Source organism: Gardnerella sp. c17Ua_118 (assembly GCF_055804255.1).
Map to the genome: position 1 here is coordinate 307959 of NZ_JANUYT010000001.1, position 19707 is coordinate 327665.

The 19707-nt window shown below is 41.6% G+C and carries 17 protein-coding genes; 15 read left to right on the top strand and 2 right to left on the bottom strand.

All coding sequences use genetic code 11. From position 1 onward, the window contains the following. Window positions 1-12: 12 nt before the first annotated feature. The 14 genes from carA (at window position 13) to NYP69_RS01400 (ending at window position 17510) form a co-directional block, all read left to right on the top strand. Window positions 13-1227, top strand: a complete 1215-nt coding sequence (gene carA, locus NYP69_RS01335) for a glutamine-hydrolyzing carbamoyl-phosphate synthase small subunit (protein ID WP_004133062.1) — start codon at window positions 13-15, stop codon at window positions 1225-1227. A gap of 29 nt (window positions 1228-1256) precedes the next feature. Beyond that, entirely contained in the window at window positions 1257-4652 is a 3396-nt protein-coding gene (gene carB, locus NYP69_RS01340; protein ID WP_473410495.1) for a carbamoyl-phosphate synthase large subunit, read from the top strand. Window positions 4653-4655: 3 nt separating this feature from the next. After that, window positions 4656-5555: an orotidine-5'-phosphate decarboxylase gene (gene pyrF / locus NYP69_RS01345; RefSeq protein ID WP_101889319.1), complete on the top strand. Its 900-nt coding sequence runs from the start codon at window positions 4656-4658 to the stop codon at window positions 5553-5555. Between the two features lie 22 nt (window positions 5556-5577). After that, on the top strand, window positions 5578-6192 hold the full coding sequence (gene gmk / locus NYP69_RS01350) for a guanylate kinase (protein ID WP_016635440.1): 615 nt from the start codon (window positions 5578-5580) through the stop codon (window positions 6190-6192). A gap of 143 nt (window positions 6193-6335) precedes the next feature. After that, entirely contained in the window at window positions 6336-6620 is a 285-nt protein-coding gene (rpoZ, locus tag NYP69_RS01355; RefSeq protein WP_004130985.1) for a DNA-directed RNA polymerase subunit omega, read from the top strand. Between the two features lie 154 nt (window positions 6621-6774). After that, window positions 6775-8001: a methionine adenosyltransferase gene (gene metK, locus NYP69_RS01360; protein WP_115761913.1), complete on the top strand. Its 1227-nt coding sequence runs from the start codon at window positions 6775-6777 to the stop codon at window positions 7999-8001. A 39-nt stretch (window positions 8002-8040) separates the two neighbouring features. Further along, window positions 8041-10512 (top strand): primosomal protein N' family DNA-binding protein, encoded by a 2472-nt coding sequence (locus NYP69_RS01365; RefSeq protein WP_473410497.1) that lies wholly within the window; start codon window positions 8041-8043, stop codon window positions 10510-10512. A 62-nt stretch (window positions 10513-10574) separates the two neighbouring features. After that, window positions 10575-11726, top strand: coding sequence for a shikimate dehydrogenase family protein (locus NYP69_RS01370; protein WP_473410498.1), 1152 nt, complete (start codon window positions 10575-10577; stop codon window positions 11724-11726). 110 nt (window positions 11727-11836) lie between these two features. After that, window positions 11837-12685 (top strand): RNase adapter RapZ, encoded by an 849-nt coding sequence (gene rapZ / locus NYP69_RS01375; RefSeq protein ID WP_080649803.1) that lies wholly within the window; start codon window positions 11837-11839, stop codon window positions 12683-12685. Window positions 12686-12869: 184 nt separating this feature from the next. Continuing rightward, on the top strand, window positions 12870-13808 hold the full coding sequence (gene whiA, locus NYP69_RS01380; protein WP_004130980.1) for a DNA-binding protein WhiA: 939 nt from the start codon (window positions 12870-12872) through the stop codon (window positions 13806-13808). A 256-nt stretch (window positions 13809-14064) separates the two neighbouring features. After that, a complete protein-coding gene (locus NYP69_RS01385) occupies window positions 14065-15270 on the top strand; it encodes a phosphoglycerate kinase (RefSeq protein ID WP_473410499.1) in 1206 nt (401 codons plus the stop codon). Window positions 15271-15374: 104 nt separating this feature from the next. Beyond that, the gene (gene tpiA, locus NYP69_RS01390; RefSeq protein WP_116285816.1) at window positions 15375-16172 is read left to right on the top strand and encodes a triose-phosphate isomerase; all 798 of its coding nucleotides are present in this window, start codon (window positions 15375-15377) and stop codon (window positions 16170-16172) included. Between the two features lie 120 nt (window positions 16173-16292). After that, on the top strand, window positions 16293-16541 hold the full coding sequence (secG, locus tag NYP69_RS01395) for a preprotein translocase subunit SecG (RefSeq protein ID WP_004115170.1): 249 nt from the start codon (window positions 16293-16295) through the stop codon (window positions 16539-16541). Window positions 16542-16670: 129 nt separating this feature from the next. Beyond that, window positions 16671-17510: an HAD hydrolase family protein gene (locus tag NYP69_RS01400; protein ID WP_116285817.1), complete on the top strand. Its 840-nt coding sequence runs from the start codon at window positions 16671-16673 to the stop codon at window positions 17508-17510. 586 nt (window positions 17511-18096) lie between these two features. Here the strand turns inward: NYP69_RS01400 and NYP69_RS01405 are convergent. Together NYP69_RS01405 and NYP69_RS01410 are read right to left on the bottom strand one after the other, a co-directional pair. Next, window positions 18097-18546 carry a hypothetical protein gene (locus tag NYP69_RS01405; protein WP_116285818.1) on the bottom strand — a complete coding sequence of 150 codons (450 nt, stop codon included), beginning with the start codon at window positions 18544-18546 and terminating at the stop codon, window positions 18097-18099. 1 nt (window position 18547) lies between these two features. Further along, the gene (locus NYP69_RS01410) at window positions 18548-18748 is read right to left on the bottom strand and encodes a helix-turn-helix transcriptional regulator (RefSeq protein WP_018615718.1); all 201 of its coding nucleotides are present in this window, start codon (window positions 18746-18748) and stop codon (window positions 18548-18550) included. Window positions 18749-18989: 241 nt separating this feature from the next. On the opposite strand from NYP69_RS01410, the gene NYP69_RS01415 reads away from it, so the two are divergent. After that, a complete protein-coding gene (locus NYP69_RS01415; protein WP_116285819.1) occupies window positions 18990-19637 on the top strand; it encodes a recombinase zinc ribbon domain-containing protein in 648 nt (215 codons plus the stop codon). The last annotated feature ends 70 nt before the right edge of the window (window positions 19638-19707 follow it).

Here is a 19707-nt window from a genome sequence, read left to right on the forward strand (position 1 = left end):
AAGGGGGTTAAGGTGGGCTATAACGACACCTTCGCCGGATTCGGCACTGATGATGCAGTATTAGTATTGGAAGACGGGCAAGTTTACGTTGGTAAACCATTTGGCGCAAAAGGTTCTACACGCGCTGAAATCGTGTTCTCTACAGGAATGACTGGTTACCAAGAAACACTTACTGATCCAAGTTATGATCAACAAATAGTTGTTCAAACGTTCCCACACATAGGAAACACGGGAATAAACGGCGAAGACCCAGAGTCGTCAAAAATATGGGTTGCAGGATATGTGGTAAAAGCTCCAAGTCCAAATGTTAGCAATTGGAGAGCCACTGGTTCCTTGGAAGATGATTTAGAAAAACAAGGTATTGTAGGAATCAGTGGTATTGATACAAGAATGCTGGTACGACATTTACGCTCAGTTGGCGTTATGCGTGCTGGCATTTTTTCTAATGATGCTCTTATAGATAAAACTACTGGAGCAATTCGCACAGTCTCATCTTTTGTAAATGAGATTAAAGAAACTCCTCAAATGCAAGGTTTGCGACTAACAGACGAAGTTAGCACACAAGAAGCTTATACGATTGAGCCTTGCGGGGATTATGAAGGCAAAGAGCCTCTTTACACTGTTGTAGCTGTTGACTTTGGAATAAAAGCCATGACTCCTCACCGTTTGGCGCAGCGTGGATGCCGTGTGCACGTTGTAAGCTCCTCAATAAGCTTTGAGTCGCTTCAAGCGCTTAACGCAGATGGCGTGTTCTTCTCGAATGGCCCTGGAGACCCTGCTCAAGCAAATCGCGAAGTGGAATTATTGCGTAACGTGTTAGACGCAGGATACCCATTCTTTGGAATATGCTTTGGAAACCAATTGCTTGGTCGCGCGCTCGGCTTTGGAACATACAAGCTTAAGTTTGGTCATCGTGGCATAAATCAGCCTGTAAAAGACGTGACTACCGGAAAAGTAGAAGTTACGGCTCATAATCACGGATTTGCTGTAGATGCTCCTATTGGCAAGACTGTTCAGTCTCCTTACGAAAATGGCCATTTTGGTCGCGTAATAGTGTCTCATGTAGATCTTAACGACAATGTTGTAGAAGGCTTGCAATGCCTTGATATTCCAGCTTTTTCTGTGCAATATCACCCAGAAGCAGCCGCAGGACCTCACGACGCATCATACTTGTTTGATCGCTTTGTAGAACTTATGCAAAATCACAAGAATAAGAGCGAAAAATAGTAGGTATAAAGAGATAAAAGGAATTTATAATGCCAAAACGCGATGATATTAAGTCTGTAATGGTGATTGGTTCTGGCCCAATCGTAATTGGTCAGGCTGCAGAATTTGACTATTCGGGAACGCAAGCTTGCCGAGTGCTTCACGAAGAAGGAATCCGCGTAATCCTTGTAAACTCTAATCCTGCTACGATTATGACGGATCCAGAGCTTGCAGATGCAACATACATTGAGCCAATAGACACGGCGATTTTGGAGCGCATTATTGCTAAAGAGAAGCCAGACGCGCTTCTTCCAACGCTAGGCGGCCAAACTGCGCTTAATGCTGCAATGGACTTGGGGCGTGCAGGAATCCTAAAAAAGTACAATGTGGAGCTTATTGGCGCATCTTTGGAAGCAATTGATCGCGGTGAAGATCGTGAGCTTTTTAAGAAAGTCGTAGAAAAAGCTGGAGCAGAAAGCGCAAAATCCTTTATTGCTCACTCAATTGAAGAAGTAGACAAGATTGTTGAAACGCTTGGATACCCAGTAGTGGTACGCCCAAGCTTTACAATGGGCGGCTTAGGATCTGGAATTGCTCACAATCAAGAAGAATTACACCGTATTGCGGGAGCTGGCATCCACTATTCTCCAACAGACGAAGTGCTTATTGAAGAAGGCATTGAAGGCTGGAAGGAATTTGAGCTGGAGCTTATGCGAGATTCTAAAGACAACGTTGTTGTTGTGTGCCCAATCGAAAACGTTGATCCTGTAGGCGTTCACACGGGAGACTCGATTACTGTTGCTCCATGCTTTACGCTAACGGATCGCGAGTATCAAAAGATGCGCGATATTGGCATTGCGATTATTCGAGGCGTAGGCGTTGATACAGGCGGTTGCAATATTCAATTCGCAATCAACCCTAAGACTGGTCGCATAATCGTAATCGAAATGAATCCGAGAGTTTCGCGTTCTTCTGCGCTCGCATCTAAAGCAACTGGCTTCCCAATCGCAAAAATCGCCACAAAACTTGCGCTCGGCTACACTTTGGACGAAATTCAAAACGATATTACGCGTTCAACGCCTGCAAGCTTTGAGCCAACGATTGACTATGTTGTAACTAAGATTCCACGTTTTGCTTTCGAAAAGTTCCCTGGAGCAGACACTACGCTTACTACTTCTATGAAGTCGGTTGGCGAAGCAATGGCTTTGGCTGGAAACTTCCAGGAGTCCCTAGGAAAAGCAATGCGCTCAATCGATAAGCGCCACGCATGCTTTAACTGGGACGGAGAGCGCCCGAGCAAAGAAGAAGTTAATAGACTTCTTGAAGAAATGCACACGCCAACAGAGCACCGCTACTTGCAAATTCAGCGCGCGCTTTGGGGCGGAGCAACTCCAGAGCAGATTTTTGACGCAACAAAAATCGACCCATGGTTTGTTGAGCACCTTTCGTTAATTAACAAAACAGCGCTAGAGGTTCGTGAAGCAGAAAACTTGACGCCAAAAGTGTTAAAGAGCGCTAAGCTTGCAGGCCTTTCGGATGTTCAAATTGCGCATTTGCGTAATCTTGGCGACGAAGGCGAAAACATGGTTAGAGAGCTTCGATGGGCCTATGGATTGCATCCTGTTTACAAAACGGTTGACACTTGCGCTGCCGAGTTCGACGCTGTAACACCTTACTACTATTCTTGCTACGCTCAAGAAAGCGAGCTTAAGCCGCGCAATCGCGAAGCTGTGATTATTCTTGGATCTGGTCCAAATAGAATCGGCCAGGGTATTGAGTTTGACTACACTTGCGTTCACGCTGTGCAAGAGCTGGGTAAGGATTACGACACAATCATGGTTAATTGCAATCCTGAAACAGTTTCTACAGACTACGATATGTCGGATCGTCTTTACTTTGAGCCGCTTACCTTCGAAGACGTGCTTGAGATTTATCAAGCAGAAAAGAAGCTTGGACCGGTTAAAGGCGTGATTGTTCAGCTTGGTGGTCAAACTCCGCTTTCGCTTGCAGCTCGCCTTAAAGCTGCAGGTGTTCCGATTTTGGGAACGACTCCTGAGGCCATTGATTTGGCGGAAAATCGCGAGCTTTTCGGCGAGGTTCTTCGCCAAGAAGGCATGAATGCTCCGCGCTACGGCACTGCTTTAAGTCTTGAAGAAGCTAAAGATGCAGCTCACGCAATCGGATACCCGGTTCTTGTACGACCAAGCTACGTGCTTGGTGGTCGTGGCATGGAAATCGTTTACGACGATGCTCAGCTTGCAAAATACGTAGATCGCGCTTTGCAAGAAGCTAGAGCAGACACTGTTGTTTCTGGTCGCTTGCCTTCGCCTCTTTTGATTGATAAGTTCCTCCAAGATGCTATTGAGATTGACGTTGACGCGCTTTACGACGGAAACGAGCTTTATATTGGCGGAATTATGGAGCATGTTGAAGAGGCTGGTGTGCACTCTGGCGATGCTGCTTGCACTCTTCCTCCAAGCACGCTTTCCGACGATCAAATTCGCCGCCTTAGGGAGGGCACGCTTTCGATTGCTCGCGGATGCTCGGTTCGTGGTCTTATTAACGTTCAATACGCTTTTATGGCAAACACTTTGTACGTGATTGAGGCAAATCCGAGAGCGTCTAGAACTGTTCCGTTTGCTTCTAAAGCTACGGGTGTTGCTCTTGCTAAAGCTGCTGCTCGAATTATGTCTGGAGAAACAATCGAACAGCAGCGAAAGCGCGGTCTTCTTCTTCCAAAGGGAGATGGCGGAGATATTCACCCAGGCCAGCAGGTTGCTATTAAGGCTTCCGTCTTGCCTTTTAAGCGTTTCCGCACGCCTGTTGGTAGAACAGTTGATATTTTGCTTGGTCCAGAAATGCGTTCTACTGGAGAAGTTATGGGCTTCGACCGCGACTTCCCACATGCTTTTGCTAAGAGTCAGCTTGCAGCATACAAGGGCGGTTTGCCTACAAGTGGCAACGTGTTTGTGTCTGTAAGCGATGCAGATAAACGCCAATTGCCTCTTCTTGCAGTGCGCTTAGTAGAACTTGGATTTACGATTTGGGCTACAGAAGGTACGGCATCTGTTCTTAGACGCTACGGCATTGATTCCGTTATTGTTGACAAGCTCTCAAGCCAAGGCGACACGGCGAAGGATGTACGAAATGACGTGCCTTCGCGCGAAAGAATCGGCAAAAACGTGGTTGAGCTGATTGAGAATGGTAAGATTGATATGGTGTTGAACACGCCGAATTCAAGAGGGTCGCGTACGGATGGTTATGCTATTCGTGCAGCTGCTGTTGCAGCAGACCTTCCGCAATTCACAACAATTACGGAGTTTGCACCAGTTCTTATGGCTATAGAAGCCGTTAAGAACAACGATTACCAAGTGATGAGCATTCAGGAGCATGCAAAGCAACTGTTTGCAATCGAGAAGGCAGAAAACGAAGAAAGTCGGGCTTAATACATGACCGAAAGCATACGAGAGCAGGAATTGCGCGCGCAAAGATCCGATTTTGGATTGCGTCTAAAAAACGCTATGGCAAAATATGGGCCATTATGCGTTGGTATAGATCCGCACCGCAAAATGCTGCTTAATTGGGGATACAATATGGACGCTCAAGGAGCAGAATTGTTCTCCATGCGTATGCTTCAAGCCATGAACGGCAGAGCTGCTGCCGTAAAATTCCAGTCAAGCATGTTCGAGCGCTACGGGTCTAAGGGTTTCGCGGCGCTCGAACGAGTGCTGTATGCTGCAAGGCAAATGGATGTAATCACTATTGTTGATTGTGGTCATGGTGGTTTGTCTACAACAATCTCCGCTCTTGCAGACGCTTATTTTAAGCCAGATGCTCCTCTTCTTACAGATGCAATTACTCTTCTTCCATATTACGGAGCTAGGTCAATGGGTGGGTTGATTAATGAGGCTCTTAATAATGGCAAGGGTGTGTTTATTGCTTCGCTAACGTCTAATCGCGAAGGCGCTAGTTTGCAAACAGCAATTCGTCAAACTGGTTCATACCGTGGTACAACTGTTGCTCATGGTATTGCTCAAACTGCTCAAACTTTTAACAACAATACAAAGGGCATGGGTTCTGTTGGCTTAATTGTTGGAGCCACTATTGGAGATTGGATGAATGGCGGTGGAATCGATTTAACGAGTTTTACTGGCCCTATTCTTTCTCCAGGCTACGGCTGGCAGGGTGCGGAAGCTAACGATTTGAAAACGGTTTTTGCTGGAACTCACGGAAATGTTTTAGTAACTGTTTCTAGGTCTATTGCTTCGCACGGTCCAGATATTGGTGCATTATCTAATGCAACTGAACGAATAGCTTGGGATATTCGTCAAGCTTTAATGGATTCATAAAAATGATTTAAGAGAGTCAAATATGGTTAGTTTAGACAATACACAAAGTACGCAATCCATTAAAAGGCGATTGATTGTTCTTACTGGTCCTACTGCTGCTGGTAAGGGCACTGTTGAGGGGGTATTGCGCGAAAAACACCCTAATATTTGGCTTTCTGTTTCTGCGACTACAAGAAAGCCTCGCTACGACGAGTTTAATGGCATTCATTATTGGTTTATTGACGAAGAAGAGTTTGCTAGAAGGCAAAAGAACGGCGAATTTTTAGAGACGGCTCTTGTTCACGGAATGGCTCACTATGGTACTCTTCTTAAACCAGTTTTGGATCATCTTGCTCAAAACGTTCCAACGCTTCTAGAGATTGATCTTCAAGGAGCTAGAAGAGTAAAGCAAGAGGCTTCTAGACTTGGTTTGGAAGTTGTGTACGTGTTTATTGCTCCTCCTAGTTTTGAAGAGCTTAAGCGTAGGCTTATTGGTAGAGGTACAGAAACTCCTGAGCAACAAGCTAAGCGTTTGCAAACAGCAAAAGTGGAAATTGCTGCGTCTAGTGAGTTTGATTTTGTGATTGTTAATGACGATGCTAATCGCGCTGCGGACGAGCTTTGGAATATAATCGCTAAAGAATACGATTTAGATTAATCTTGATTAGTTTTAGTTTAGATTAGTTTAGATTAGTTTAGATCACTTTAGTTTAATTTTGATTAGTGTTTTGAATATCCTTGCAATAGCTTACAATTGTTTATTTGGAAACTATTGTGGCACCATAGAATATGGAGAACATTATGGCATTGGGCACTAAGCCAACACCTACGGGACTTGCAAATCCGCCTATTGATGATTTAATGCAGCATGCGGATTCCAAGTATGCGCTTGCCTTGTTTGCCGCAAAACGAGCACGGCAGATTAATTCTTATTTCACACAGCTTAACGAGGGATTGTTGCAAAACGTTGGTCCTCTTGTTGAGTATAAGAACCAAGAAAAGCCTCTTTCTATTGCATTCCGCGAGATTAATAAGGGTTTGCTAGTAGAGAATCTTGGTGAAGACGATGTGAACGAAGGAAACTGAGTTTTCTTTTTCGTTTAATTGCAGCCGTATTATCCTTGCGCTTACAATCGCGTGTGGGTATGCGGCTGCGATTGTTTTAATGCGCGATTTATAGAGTTAGCTTGATTAGAGAGTTAGCTTGATTTATAAAGTTATAAAGTTATAAAGGGGAATTATGAAAGAGTCTAAACTTATTTCTGCAGAATCTGTTACGGAAGGTCATCCAGATAAGCTTTGCGATCAGATTGCAGATGCAATTTTAGACGACATGCTTCGTCAAGATCCCCATGCGCATGTTGCTGTTGAAGTTTGCGCTTGCGTAGGCCAATTTGTTGTTTTTGGCGAAGTTAGGGGAGAAGTTTACACAGATATTCCTGGAATCGTAAGAAAAGTTGTGCGCGAAGTTGGATACAACAGTTCTTCGGTTGGCTTAGACGCTGATTCTTGTGGAGTAATGGTTTCGCTAACTGAGCAAAGCGCGGAGATAAATCAAGGTGTTTCTAGATTAGATTTAGAATCCGAAAATCTTGCGTCTAAAGAAGAACGCTACAAAAATCAAGGAGCAGGCGACCAGGGCGTTATGTTTGGTTATGCTAGCGACGAAACAGACACTTATATGCCTCTTCCAATCTATCTTGCTCATCGTCTTGCTCAACGCTTATCTTATGTTAGAAAGTCTGGAATTGTGCCAAATCTTCGACCAGACGGAAAAACACAAGTAACAATCGAGTATAACGAAAAGTTAGAGCCTATTCGCTTAGATACTGTTTTGATTTCCACTCAACATAGCCCTAATGTAAGCGTTGATTGGCTTAGAGAACAGCTTGTTAAAAACGTTGTAGAGCCTGTTCTTAGTAAAGTCTTAGAAAATCGCGTTGATTATAGCGATTATAGAATGCTTGTAAATCCTACAGGGTCGTTTGTTTTAGGCGGTCCTGCTGCAGACTCTGGATTGACTGGCAGAAAGATTATTGTAGACACTTATGGTGGAGCCGCTCATCATGGTGGCGGAGCTTTTTCTGGAAAAGACCCTAGTAAGGTAGATCGTTCTGCGGCATACGCTGCACGTTGGGTTGCTAAGAATCTTGTTGCTGCAGGTTTGGCTCATAAAGTAGAAGTGCAAGTCGCGTACGCAATTGGTATTGCGGAGCCTGTTAGCGTAAATGTAGAAACTTTTGGAACAGAAGCCAACGGAATTACGCGTTCGGATATTTCTGCAATAGTTCGCAAAGTCTTTGATTTGAGACCAGCTGCGATTATAGACGAGCTTGATTTGCTTATACCAATTTACTCTAAGACTTCTGCTTATGGTCATTTTGGCAGAAGTGATGTTGAGTTTCCTTGGGAAAAGTTGAATCGTGTTGAACAGATTAAAAATGAGGTAAAATCATTAAAAAAATGATTTGAAGTTTTATAAGGATTAATTTTATAAGGATTATTAATGCTTGAACAGTCTTCGTTGCAGCCTTCTTTAGAAGGTTTAGCGAAAAAATCGCACAGGCGCAAAAAGGGTGGTTCAACACCAATCCAAGCGAGTAACTGTGCGATTGCGCATGTTGTTTTAGACGTTCAAGCACCTCATCTTGGAAAAACTTTCGACTACATTGTTAGCCAATCGCAAGATGAAGACGCAAAGCCAGGGGTTATGGTTCGCGTAAAATTCGGCGCAAGACGAGTTAACGGAATCATATGGAGCAGAAGCGATTCAAGCGAAACGCCAAAATCTTCCCTAAAGTTTATTGAAAAAATTATTTCTAGCGAAAAAGTTGCATCTAAATCTTTTATGCAAGATATTTCGTCAATTGCAGAAGCTTATGGTGGAACTAGAGCGAATATTATTCGGCTCGCTTTGCCCAAAAGAATCGCTGGCGTAGATAAAGAGAATTTTTTAGACGATATTCACATGTCTAAAAGGCAAAAATGGACCATCGATTTTCGCAAAAGCTTAAAATCAAAAGATGACTGGCAACAGAATCAATATAGCGAATCGGAAAATCTTATAAAAACAACCGATGCTCGCATGTTTGCGTCTTACAAAAACGCGGACTTGTTAAAACAAGCGCTAGAAAACGTTCAAAAACCTTATTATTTGCATTCTAAAGATGACTTTACGTTAAGTACAACGAATAATTACAAAGCTTTTCTTGTAGATGCTTTGCCAGGAGCGTTTAGATGGGCGCAAGATTTAGCGTGGATTATTGCAAATGCTATAAGCGCTGGTCGTCAAGTTGCTGTTGTTTTGCCTACGATTCGAGAAGTGAGCGATGTTATGCGCTCGCTTATGGTTTACGGCCTTAAGCCTTATAAAAAGTCACAAAATTCTAATGGCGCTTTAAGTGGAGATGTTGCTCGTCTTTGCGCTTATGATTCTCCAGCAGATAGGTATAGAGCGTGGAGAGCCATAGAAAAGGGCATTGTTCCGTGCGTTTTAGGAACAAGGTCTGCAATGTATGCGCCAGTTGAGTCGCAAGCGCTTTTTGTGATTGTAGAAGATAGCGCATATCAGTATGCAGACGGCATGATGCCTTACGCACAAGCTAGAGGCGTTATGCGATTGCGCGCAAAAAATCATAATGGCGTATTTGTTTCAATGTCTTTTGCAAGAAGCGTTATTAGTCAAAGCGAAGTTGAAAACAAAAAATTAGCTCCTTTGGTTAGTGGCCATTTAGTAGAAGTTACGCCTTTTAAGTCTGTTGTTCAAAATGCAAGTCCTTGGGTTCGTCTTTTAAATTCAAATAATTTGACTAAAATAAATGACCCGAGTGTAGGTTCTAGAATACCGTACACTGCGCTAACTTCGATTAGACAAACTTTAGACGCTAAAATGCCTGTTTTGCTTGCCACTTGCCAAGATAGCGCTATTCAAAAAGCTGCGTGTAAAAAGTGCCATTGTATTGCTCGTTGCAAACGTTGCACTGGTCCGCTTGACTTGCCCTTAGACGGTTCTGCTCCTAAATGCGCGTGGTGTGGAAGTGTTGCAATAGGTTGGAAATGCTCGAATTGTTCTAGTAATTCTGGAGCAATTGAAGCTGTTCATATAGGCGTTAATTTTACAGCTAAAGAAGTGTTTAAGTTTTTTAAGGATGTTCCAATTATTGTTTCTTCTGCAAAACAAAAAAGCGGTGTTGTTGAGTGGGTTGAGCAAAAGCCGATGATTGTTATTAGCGCGCTTGGATCGCAGCCGCGTGTTTTAAGCGATTCTAAAGATTCTTGCGGGGAATATGGTCTTGTTGCGATTTTAGACGCGTGGACGAGTCTTTACAGCACGGGATTAGATGCTCGAATCGACACTTTGAACGCGTGGATGAAAGCGGCTTCTATGTGTGCTCCAAAAAGCAGAGACGGAAGCGTGCTTATTTTGGGAGAAACTTATGATGTTCTCGCTAAATCGTTAGAGGAGTGGGATTCTTCGATTCTTTCTAAACAAGAGCTTAAAGAAAGAGAAGATGCGCTTTTGCCTCCTTCTGTTTGCGTTGCAAGAATATGGGGGTTTAGGCAAGCTGTTGTAGATACGCTTAATGCGATTGGTGCAATGTGCGATTATGCGTGTGAAGACATTAGTGAAGACATTGCAAAAGTCGCAAGCAAAAATGGCAATTTAGATAGTTCTAGCAATCTTCCAATGTTAAAAGTCGAAACTAAAAATAGTAACTCTGTGGTTTCTGGCGATTCGAGCGAACCTGAATATCTTCCACCTTTACTTGGAATTGTTCCAATGAAGCCTCCTTCAACATTGCGCGAGCAAAATTCTCAACGATTTGAAGAATTAAACGATAGAGTTAAAGCAGTTGTAAGAGTGCCATTAGAATATAGAGATGAATTAGTTAATCGTTTGAAAAAAGAATGCGCAAAGCATTTTGCAATGCGGAAAAGTGGCGAATTAAAATTTAGTGTAGATCCTAAGGATTTGTAAAATCGCATAAACTATTGTTAATAGAGGCTCACAAATAAAGACTTATAAAAAAAGAGGTTAAAATGGTTGAAAAATGCTACAATTGTGCGGTTTTGGGCAATCCTATATCGCACTCTCTATCTCCAGTCCTACACAATGCTGCCTACAAGGCATTGGGCTTAAATAATTGGCATTATGGTAAAGAAAAAGTTAGCGAGGAAGACTTAAAAGATTTTATTGCAAATCTTGACGATTCTTGGAAAGGCTTAAGCCTTACAATGCCACTTAAAAAAACGATTATGAGCCTAGGTATAGCTTGCGACTATTGGGCAAAAACGCTTGGAGTTGCAAATACTGCTGTGTTTAGTAAAAAGCCATGCATAGAAAACCCTGAGTCGATTGAGCTTTGTAACACAGACGTAAATGGGATTGTAATGGCGTTAGTGCGCGCTCTAAAATCTAAAATATTAAACGCTAAAAGTGCGGTTATTATTGGCAGCGGAAACACAGCGTCTTCTGCAATGGCAGCTTTAATAGAAATTGCGCAAGGCTCAAAATTGAGCAAAGTTAGTGTTGTTGCAAGGTTGCAAAGCGATGGAAAAACTGTTAAAAGCGTTAGCAGGTTTAATGATTTAGTAGATAAATATAACTCGGATTTTCCAAATAGCAGAAGAATAGCGCCGTCTAACTTGTATCTTAAAAATAAGCGCGATTACAAGCCTGTTTACGGTATAGAGTTTCCTGCGATTGAGCCTTTACAACCGCGCGATTTACAAATTGACGATTTACAAGATATAGAAGAATGTGATAAATCTCACATTCTAGAATCTATTTCTTCGTTGGATGCAATTGAAGCAATTGCAAACGCAGATATTGTTATAAGCACTGTTCCAGCTCATGTAGCAGACGGATTAGCGCTCGCTTTGTGTGAATATTGCAAGGAAAAGTCAATAAAACATTTAGGAGCTTTGCTAGACGTTGTTTACAGTCCTCGACCAAGCCAGATGCTTAAAGTTTGGAGAAAATACGGAATTGGTATTGGTGGAGAAGAAATGCTTTTATATCAGGCATTAGATCAAGTAAAACTTATGACTTTTGAGTATAGGCATTCGAGTGATGATTCAAGTGATGATTCAAGCGATGATTCTTGTATAATCAAACATAAATCCATCAAGGCTACAGATTACGATTACATAAGAAGTCGCATGGAAAAAGCATTGCAGGAGGCATTATGAGCGATGAGAATAATCTAGAAATGCAATCTCATAATTCCGTTTTTAAGTTGCAATCAAATAATGCTTCTTTAAGTAGCCAAGATGCGCATGTTTCAAGCGATTTTGAAGTAATGCTTATTACGGGCATGAGTGGCGCTGGAAGATCGCATGCTGCAAATGCTTTGGAAGACATGGGCTGGTATGTTATTGATAATCTCCCTCCAAAGCTTCTTATCCCGCTTGTAGACATGATGACGTCTTCTGGGTCTAAAGTGCATAAGCTTGCAGCAGTTATTGATGTAAGATCGCGTGGATATTTTGACGATCTTTTTGCTGTTTTAGGTCACATAGATGATTTGGGCGTAAAAACTCGAATACTATTTTTAGACGCTTCCGATTCTGTGCTTATTAAGCGATATGAGTCTGTGCGCAGGCCGCATCCTTTGCAACGCGGCGGGAGACTTATTGATGGAATTTTAGAAGAGCGCGAGCTTTTAAGTCATCTTAAGGATTGCGCGGATATTATTATCGATACTTCTACTCTTAGTATTCATCAACTTTCAACTAAGCTTTACGAAGGCTTGCTTGGAAAAGGATCTTCTACTGTATCTGTTCACATTTTTAGTTTTGGATTTAAGTATGGAATGCCTATGGATGCCGATTTTGTGGCAGATATGCGATTTTTGCCAAATCCATTTTGGGTTCCAGAACTTAGAGATTTAACTGGCAAAGATAAAGCTGTTAGCGATTATGTTCTTAAAAACCCAGCCGCAATGGAATTCTTAGATTCCTACGAGAAAGCTCTTCTTACAGCAATCGATGGTTTTGCAAAAGAAGATAAGCACTATGTAACTATTGCAATTGGATGCACAGGAGGCCAGCATAGGTCTGTAGCTATTAGCATAGAGCTTGCAAAACGATTAAAATCTAGAGGATTACAAGTTACAGTGTCTGCTAGAGAGATGAGATCTAGAGCATGATTTAACTAATAATGTATTTTCTCCTACGGTGTTATGTAATATAAAAAGCAATATTAAAAGGTAAAATGTCCAAGTCATTGGGTACTACAGAAAGCCGAGCATGTAGATGTTTTTAGCATCGTGCAATGGCATCTTGCAAGAATCCCAACGCATACTTTAAGAAGAACAAAATAGGAGGTTTCCCTTGGCTCTTCTTGACGACGTAAAGAACGAACTCGTCGCAAATAATAGTGACCAACCAGCGGTTATTATGGCTCAAGCTGCAGCGATGATGCGTTTTGCTGGAGGTTTAAGGCCAGTTAATAATCAAGCTGTAATTAGAGCACAGTTTGATTCGCAAAATGCAGCACAATGGCTCGTAGACGTTCTTGAGACTTATTTCCAGCGGGAGGCTAAGATTTCTCAAGCTTCTCGTCAAACGCCTACGGGTGTTGTTACTCGTTACGAGGTTCTTGTTGATCGAGGAGCCGCAGCTTTAGCATTGCAATCTGGTCTTCTGGATCGACGTATGCACATTGTTGCAGGCTTAGCTCCAGAAATTGTTAGCGGAAGCATTGCACAAATTAAAGCCGCGTGGAGGGGAGCGTTTATAGCTCACGGTGCTATATCGGATCCTGGAAAAGCTAGCTATCTAGAGATTGTTTGCCCAACTCACGAAGCTGCAACAGCTCTACAAGCTATGGCTGCACGTTTGGGTGTAAGCGCAAAGGCTCGTAAAGTTAAAAGCTCCGAGCGCGTTACTTTGCGTGATTCAGACGCAATTGAGCGTATGCTTAATTTGATTGGCGCTCCAAGGTCTTCTAGAGAATGGACTGGCAAGCGTTCTGATGGAGAAGCAAGAGGAAAAGCTAATCGTTTAGCAAACTTCGACGATGCAAATATGCGCAGAAGTGCTAAGGCTGCTGCAGAAGCTTGCGAAAAGGTTCGTCACGCTTTCGACGTTCTTGGAGACGATATTCCAGAAAATCTTTTGATGGCAGGCAAGTTGCGACTTAAGCACAGTGATGCAAGCTTGGAAGAGCTTGGTCATTTGGCAGATCCTCCAATCACAAAAGATGCTGTTGCTGGACGTATTCGTCGACTTTTGCAACTTTGCGCTAAAGTTGAAAAATCTAGAATGTGAGTTGATTCTAGAATTAACTTTTGTAGCTACTAACTTTGATTAAATGCCGTATACACAAAGTATGCGGCATTTTTGTATCGCGTGATTTTTGCTGTTGATTTTTATGTACATCTTTCTGTTGATTTTGTGCGCGCTTGTTGCGCATATGCGGTATAATCATTTGTGGAATTTATAGACGGTTTAGCTTTGCTTTCGTCTTTTTTCTTGTTAAATTCGCCATCATGATTGGTTGAATCATGGTTTGGAAAGGATACCAATGAAGACACTTAAAGATTTGGGAGATTTGAGCGGCAAGCGCGTACTCGTTCGTGCCGATTTTAATGTTCCTCTTAAGGGCACGACTATCACAGACGACGGTCGAATCAAGGCTGCTTTGCCAACGATTAAAGCTTTGCGCGAGCAGGGCGCCAAGGTTATTTTAATGGCTCATCTTGGCCGTCCAAAGGGTCAAGTTGTTCCAGAGCTTTCTTTGGCTCCAGTGGCAGCTCGCTTAGGTGAACTTCTTGGTGTAAATGTTGCTTTGGCTGCAGATACTTACGGCGAAGATGCTCAAGCTAAGGTTGCTGCAATGAACAATGGCGACGTTGTTTTGCTTGAAAACGTGCGCTTTAACGCTGCAGAAACAAGCAAGGATGCTGCTGAACGCGCTGAATATGCTAAGAAGATTGCGTCTCTTGGAGAGGTTTTTGTTTCCGACGGCTTCGGCGTTGTTCACCGCGCCCAGGGTTCAAATTACGATGTTGCTGCGGATCTTCCAGCTGCTGCTGGCTTGCTTGTTGAGAAGGAAGTTAAGGCACTTTCTCGTGCAACTGAAAATCCAGAGCGTCCTTTGACTGTTGTTCTTGGTGGATCTAAGGTTTCCGATAAGCTCGGCGTTATTGAAAACTTGCTTTCTAAGGCTGATCGCCTTGTTATTGGCGGCGGTATGGTGTTCACCTTCCTTAAGGCTTTGGGTCACGAAGTCGGTACTTCTTTGCTTGAGGAAGATCAACTCGAGAAGGTTAAGGGATATATCGAAACTGCTAAGAAGAATGGCGTTGAGCTTGTTCTTCCAACCGATATTGTTGTTAACGCTGGCTTCCCAGCAGGCGACACTCCAGTTGCTCCAGAAGTTGTTCCAGCGGATGCTATTCCTGCAGATAAGATGGGCTTAGATATTGGCCCTGATTCTCAAAAGCTGTTCCACGATAAGATTGTTGATTCCAAGACTGTTGTGTGGAATGGACCAATGGGCGTGTTTGAGGTTCCAGAGTTTGCTGCTGGTACTCGTGCTGTGGCTCAGGGCTTGGTTGACGCCACTAAGAACGGTACTTTCACTATTGTTGGCGGTGGTGATTCCGCTTCTGCAGTTCGTAACCTTGGATTTGCGGAAGATGGCTTCTCGCACATCTCCACTGGTGGCGGCGCTTCTCTCGAGTTCTTGGAAGGTAAGACTCTTCCAGGCTTGAGCGTGCTTGAGTAAATAAATTTAAGATATTGTGCCGGCTTCGATTTTATGAATTCATTTTGTAAATCGAGGTCGGCATAATGTTAATTTTATCTTTATAACAATTCTTAAGGGTGATTATGGTTTGTAAAAGAAAACCGCTAGTTGCAGGTAATTGGAAAATGAATTTCAATCACCTTGAAGCCACTCATTTTATTCAAAAATTCTGGTGGATGCTTTGCGATTCTCACTTTGATTGCAAAAAATGCGATATTGCGCTTATGCCGTCGTTTACATCCTTAAGAAGCGTACAAGTTTTAGTTGAATCCAGTAATATTCCTATTCTTTACGGAGCACAAGCTGTTTCCGTTACAACTCAAGGCGCGTTTACTGGAGACGTTTCTGCAGATATGCTTGCAAGTCTTGGCTGCTCAATGGTGATTGTAGGCCATTCCGAGCGTAGAAAGTATCATCCAGAAGACGATGCGAATATTGTTGACCAAGTGCGCGCTGTTCTTGCAGCTGGAATGCAACCAATTTTATGCGTTGGCGAAAGCTTCGAGGAGCGCAAGCAAGGTATAGAGCTTGATTTTGCGGTTGGTCAAGTTCACGACGTTACTCGCGACTTAGACTCTAAGCAGGCAGCACGTTTGATTATTGCGTACGAACCAGTTTGGGCTATTGGAACTGGCATGGTTGCTACAGCTCAATCTGCTCAAGAGGCAGCTTTTGCGATTAGGGACGATTTGCGACGCACTTTTGACGATAATGTTGCAAATTCTGTGCGTATTCTTTATGGCGGATCTGTAACGTCTTCTAATGCGTCAAGCTTAATTAGTGAGCCAGATGTGGATGGATTCCTTATTGGAGGAGCGTCTTTAGAAGTTGAAGAGCTTGCTTCTATTGTTAAACTCGCGTCTTATAAAAATCGCGAATGATTTTAGTGCTTATTTAGTGAATGATTTAGCACTTATTTAGTTCTGATTCAACATATATTTAGCGCATAGGTCAATGGCTTTTACTATGCTTTACAGAGTACCAAAAACAGGAGGTTACTTGTGTCCGCTGTGAAAATTGTTTTGCAAGTGTTGCTTGTGCTCACCAGCATTTTGTTAACATTGTTGATTTTGATGCACAAGGGCAAGGGCGGCGGCCTTTCCGATATGTTCGGCGGCGGTTTAACGAAGAACGCTGGTAGCTCTGGTGTTGCAGAAAAGAACTTGAATCGTTGGACTGTTATTATAGCTTTGATTTGGGTGGCTGTTATTGTTGCCTTGAATCTTATGACTAAGTTCTCACTTATCTAAGTATTCTTTTAAGCGCGTAGTCGAAAGATTGCGCGCTTTTGTTTTATAAGCAGAGCAGGCGTATATTTTGCTATGCTTTTTAAGATGTTAGAAGATGTTAGACTAATTAAAATACATTAGGTTATTGTTATGCTTCATTTTTCTCCTTCTCTTGTGGTAGCAGATCTTGATGGCACTATGCTTCATGATGCTAATGCTTTTGAAAGCAGATATTTAAGCCAAGAAACTGTTAGCGCTTCTAAGCGTTTGAGTGAATGTGGAATTCCGCTTGCGATTATTACTGCTCGACCTGTTGGAAGTGCTTTTGATTTTATTCACGATTTGAATGCTCAAGTTTGCGCGTACCTTAATGGTGCTCTTATTGATTTTGACTGTGCTCACAGCACGATAGGTGAGCTTACTTCGCAAAGAAGCCTTGATACTCTTACGCGTTTTGGATTTGATTCTCAACATGCTTGTAGTGTGTGTTTGCGCTTGCTTAATGAGATTCCTACGCTTCGCATTGGCATTGTTATGAACGATGTTCGTTACACTAACTTTGATGTTCGTATGCTTTGGAACGAGCAGGATTTTGTTATTACCGATTTTTCTAATGTTCCAAGTGGCATTGCAGACAAGATTATTATTGTTCCTCGAGAGAGTGAGAAGGAAAAACTTCAGAGCATTCTTCCAACCGATTTTTCGCTACACATTAGCGAAGATGTTTTGTGGATGCTTACGAATCCTCTTGCAAACAAGGGGCATGCTTTGAACGTTATTTGCAATCGTTTGGGTGTGAAGCCGAGCCGCACAGTCGTTTTTGGAGACGATATTATAGATATAGACATGTTCCGCGCAGGGGGATACGGTGTAGCGGTATCGAATAGTAATCCTCGGTTGCTTGCGATTGCGGACGAGGTTTGTGATTCCAACAACAATAATGGCGTTGCCAGCTGGCTTAATTCAAATCTTTTACTAGATTGTGAATAACCCACCTTTCGTTACTGGCGAAGTTGTGTGACGAATTCTTTCGTAGAGAGTCAAACGGAAAGCTTGGTGACATTATCAGTGAAGAGAAGAAATCTACCATTCAAGTCGGAACAGCTAAAGATCTCAATGTATAATACCCATTTTTCATTAGTGGTGATGCTGTACTTTCTTGTGATAAACCACTAGTTAATAATCGACCCATTTATATTCCAAATGAGATTGAACTTAAGGTGTTTAATAGAATTGCTATGCCTGCTTATACGACTATATCGTCTAATCAACGCGAAAATAGAGCTTTGATAGCTCTCCGTGATTGGCTTTTACCTATGCTCATGAACGGGCAAGCGACAATCGAAGATTAGGCAGCTAAATTATCATTTATCTATCCATTAATTTCTTCTCCTTAATCTATAAATTTCAATTAAAAAAGCGACTGAACTTATATTTCAATCGCTAAATGTCTTATATATTAAATTGTTTTAAGTGTGGCTTCTTATCCTTACCATTTTTACCTCCTAATTTTGAGTATAAAAAAAGACGATAGAGTTTTAACTGTCTATCGTCTAATACCTTTAATATGATATTTTTAAATCTTTTTTGACCAATATACTTTTAATAATTTAGAAAATATTATTTGTACAAATGCAACTATTATTAACGCTAAAAAGGCTTCATAACTTACATATGCTACAGCTAAAGAAACTATTACAATAACCATTGAGAATATAGGTATTATATTTGATCCTGACTTCATCCTTATTAATATCATTCTCTCATCTGTTTCTTTAGTATACATCTTCTCCAATATATCTCTATTTCTATATGCTCTACCAAGCATTGACATGTAGAATACAGATACAAGTTCAAGTCCAATAAAAAATACTACTACATAATCTGTCACATCTTCTTTTAATGGAAATTTATATTTTAAGTAAAAATTTCCAATAATAACTGCGAGTAAGGCAACCATACATAATAAGACTAAAATAGTAATTCTAAATCCTATTTCTTTTTTATATTTTTCTAATTTGTTCATATTAATCGTCCTCCTCTATGCTAAATATTTCTTCAATACTTGTATCAAAAAACTTAGCAATTCTAAAAGCCAACGGCAGTGATGCTATATATTTTCCAGTTTCAATGGAAGTTATGGTCTGCCTTGTAACTCCAACTTCATTTGCCAATTCTTCTTGAGTTATTTTATGCTGTTTTCTTAATCGAAAAATTGTATTTTTCATTTTCCTCCTTCAACAGCAAGTTAACTTTACATATAATGTATAGCTCGCTTTGCTTTTTTTGTCAAGCGTACTTTGCTTTTTTATAATTTCTTAAACTAAAAAGACGACAGATTTTATTAACCATGTTCGTATAAAAAATGATGGAACAGAACCACAGTATTATGTAAAAGATAGCCACGCGTCTATTATTCCAAGAGATATTTTCTTTAAAGTCCAAGAAGAAATGGTAAGACGAGCCAACATGTTTAGTGGTGAGGAGAATAAAAAAAAGAGAGTTTATTCCAGTAAGTACGCTTTATCCAGTTTATGTGTTTGTTCTAAATGCGGGGATGTTTACAGAAGAATTGCTTGGAACAACCGAGGAGTGCATTCTGTTGTTTGGCGTTGTTGTACCAGATGGGAAAATGGTCCTAGTGCTTGCGATGCTCCGACAGTAAAAGAGGAAGAACTGCAGTCTGCTACAGTGAAAGCCATAAACAAAATACTCACCGTACCTGGTGAAGTATTGGATACGTTGAATAACAATATTAGAGAAATTATCGCGGGAAACAACTTAAGTGAGCTTGAAACGGTTGATAAAAAAATCGCGGATAAACAAGCGATACTATTAACCTTGCTTAAAGCTAAAAAAGACTACACGAAAACTGCCAACGAGATTGATGAGCTGAAAGGTAAGAAACAGCAGCTTCTTATAGAAAAAGCAGGTCAAGAAGATGCTAAAAGACGAATCAGAGAAATGGAAGATTTTCTGAAAAGTGAGCGTCACGATATTAGTGAGTATGACGAGAAGCTGGTAAGAAAGTACATCAAGAAAATAAAAGTTTACGAGGACAGGTTCAGTATAACTTTTAAATCAGAGATTAGTGTGGATATTGAAAGGGCATCGTAAAAGCCAAAAGATTGTGAGCGTTTGAAATGTTACAAAAGTCAGCCTAGGGGTAATCCTCTCTAGGCTATTT

What these genes read in the sequence shown, in the direction of transcription:
- tpiA (WP_116285816.1), top strand. Translation starts at nt 15,375, where the DNA reads ATGGTTTGTAAAAGAAAACCGCTAGTTGCAGGTAATTGGAAAATGAAT.
- NYP69_RS01405 (WP_116285818.1), bottom strand. Translation starts at nt 18,546, where the DNA reads ATGAACAAATTAGAAAAATATAAAAAAGAAATAGGATTTAGAATTACT.
- NYP69_RS01415 (WP_116285819.1), top strand. Translation starts at nt 18,990, where the DNA reads ATGTTTAGTGGTGAGGAGAATAAAAAAAAGAGAGTTTATTCCAGTAAG.
- NYP69_RS01365 (WP_473410497.1), top strand. Translation starts at nt 8,041, where the DNA reads ATGCTTGAACAGTCTTCGTTGCAGCCTTCTTTAGAAGGTTTAGCGAAA.
- NYP69_RS01385 (WP_473410499.1), top strand. Translation starts at nt 14,065, where the DNA reads ATGAAGACACTTAAAGATTTGGGAGATTTGAGCGGCAAGCGCGTACTC.
- gmk (WP_016635440.1), top strand. Translation starts at nt 5,578, where the DNA reads ATGGTTAGTTTAGACAATACACAAAGTACGCAATCCATTAAAAGGCGA.
- NYP69_RS01400 (WP_116285817.1), top strand. Translation starts at nt 16,671, where the DNA reads ATGCTTCATTTTTCTCCTTCTCTTGTGGTAGCAGATCTTGATGGCACT.
- metK (WP_115761913.1), top strand. Translation starts at nt 6,775, where the DNA reads ATGAAAGAGTCTAAACTTATTTCTGCAGAATCTGTTACGGAAGGTCAT.
- NYP69_RS01370 (WP_473410498.1), top strand. Translation starts at nt 10,575, where the DNA reads ATGGTTGAAAAATGCTACAATTGTGCGGTTTTGGGCAATCCTATATCG.
- rapZ (WP_080649803.1), top strand. Translation starts at nt 11,837, where the DNA reads ATGCTTATTACGGGCATGAGTGGCGCTGGAAGATCGCATGCTGCAAAT.
- NYP69_RS01410 (WP_018615718.1), bottom strand. Translation starts at nt 18,748, where the DNA reads ATGAAAAATACAATTTTTCGATTAAGAAAACAGCATAAAATAACTCAA.
- pyrF (WP_101889319.1), top strand. Translation starts at nt 4,656, where the DNA reads ATGACCGAAAGCATACGAGAGCAGGAATTGCGCGCGCAAAGATCCGAT.
- rpoZ (WP_004130985.1), top strand. Translation starts at nt 6,336, where the DNA reads ATGGCATTGGGCACTAAGCCAACACCTACGGGACTTGCAAATCCGCCT.
- carB (WP_473410495.1), top strand. Translation starts at nt 1,257, where the DNA reads ATGCCAAAACGCGATGATATTAAGTCTGTAATGGTGATTGGTTCTGGC.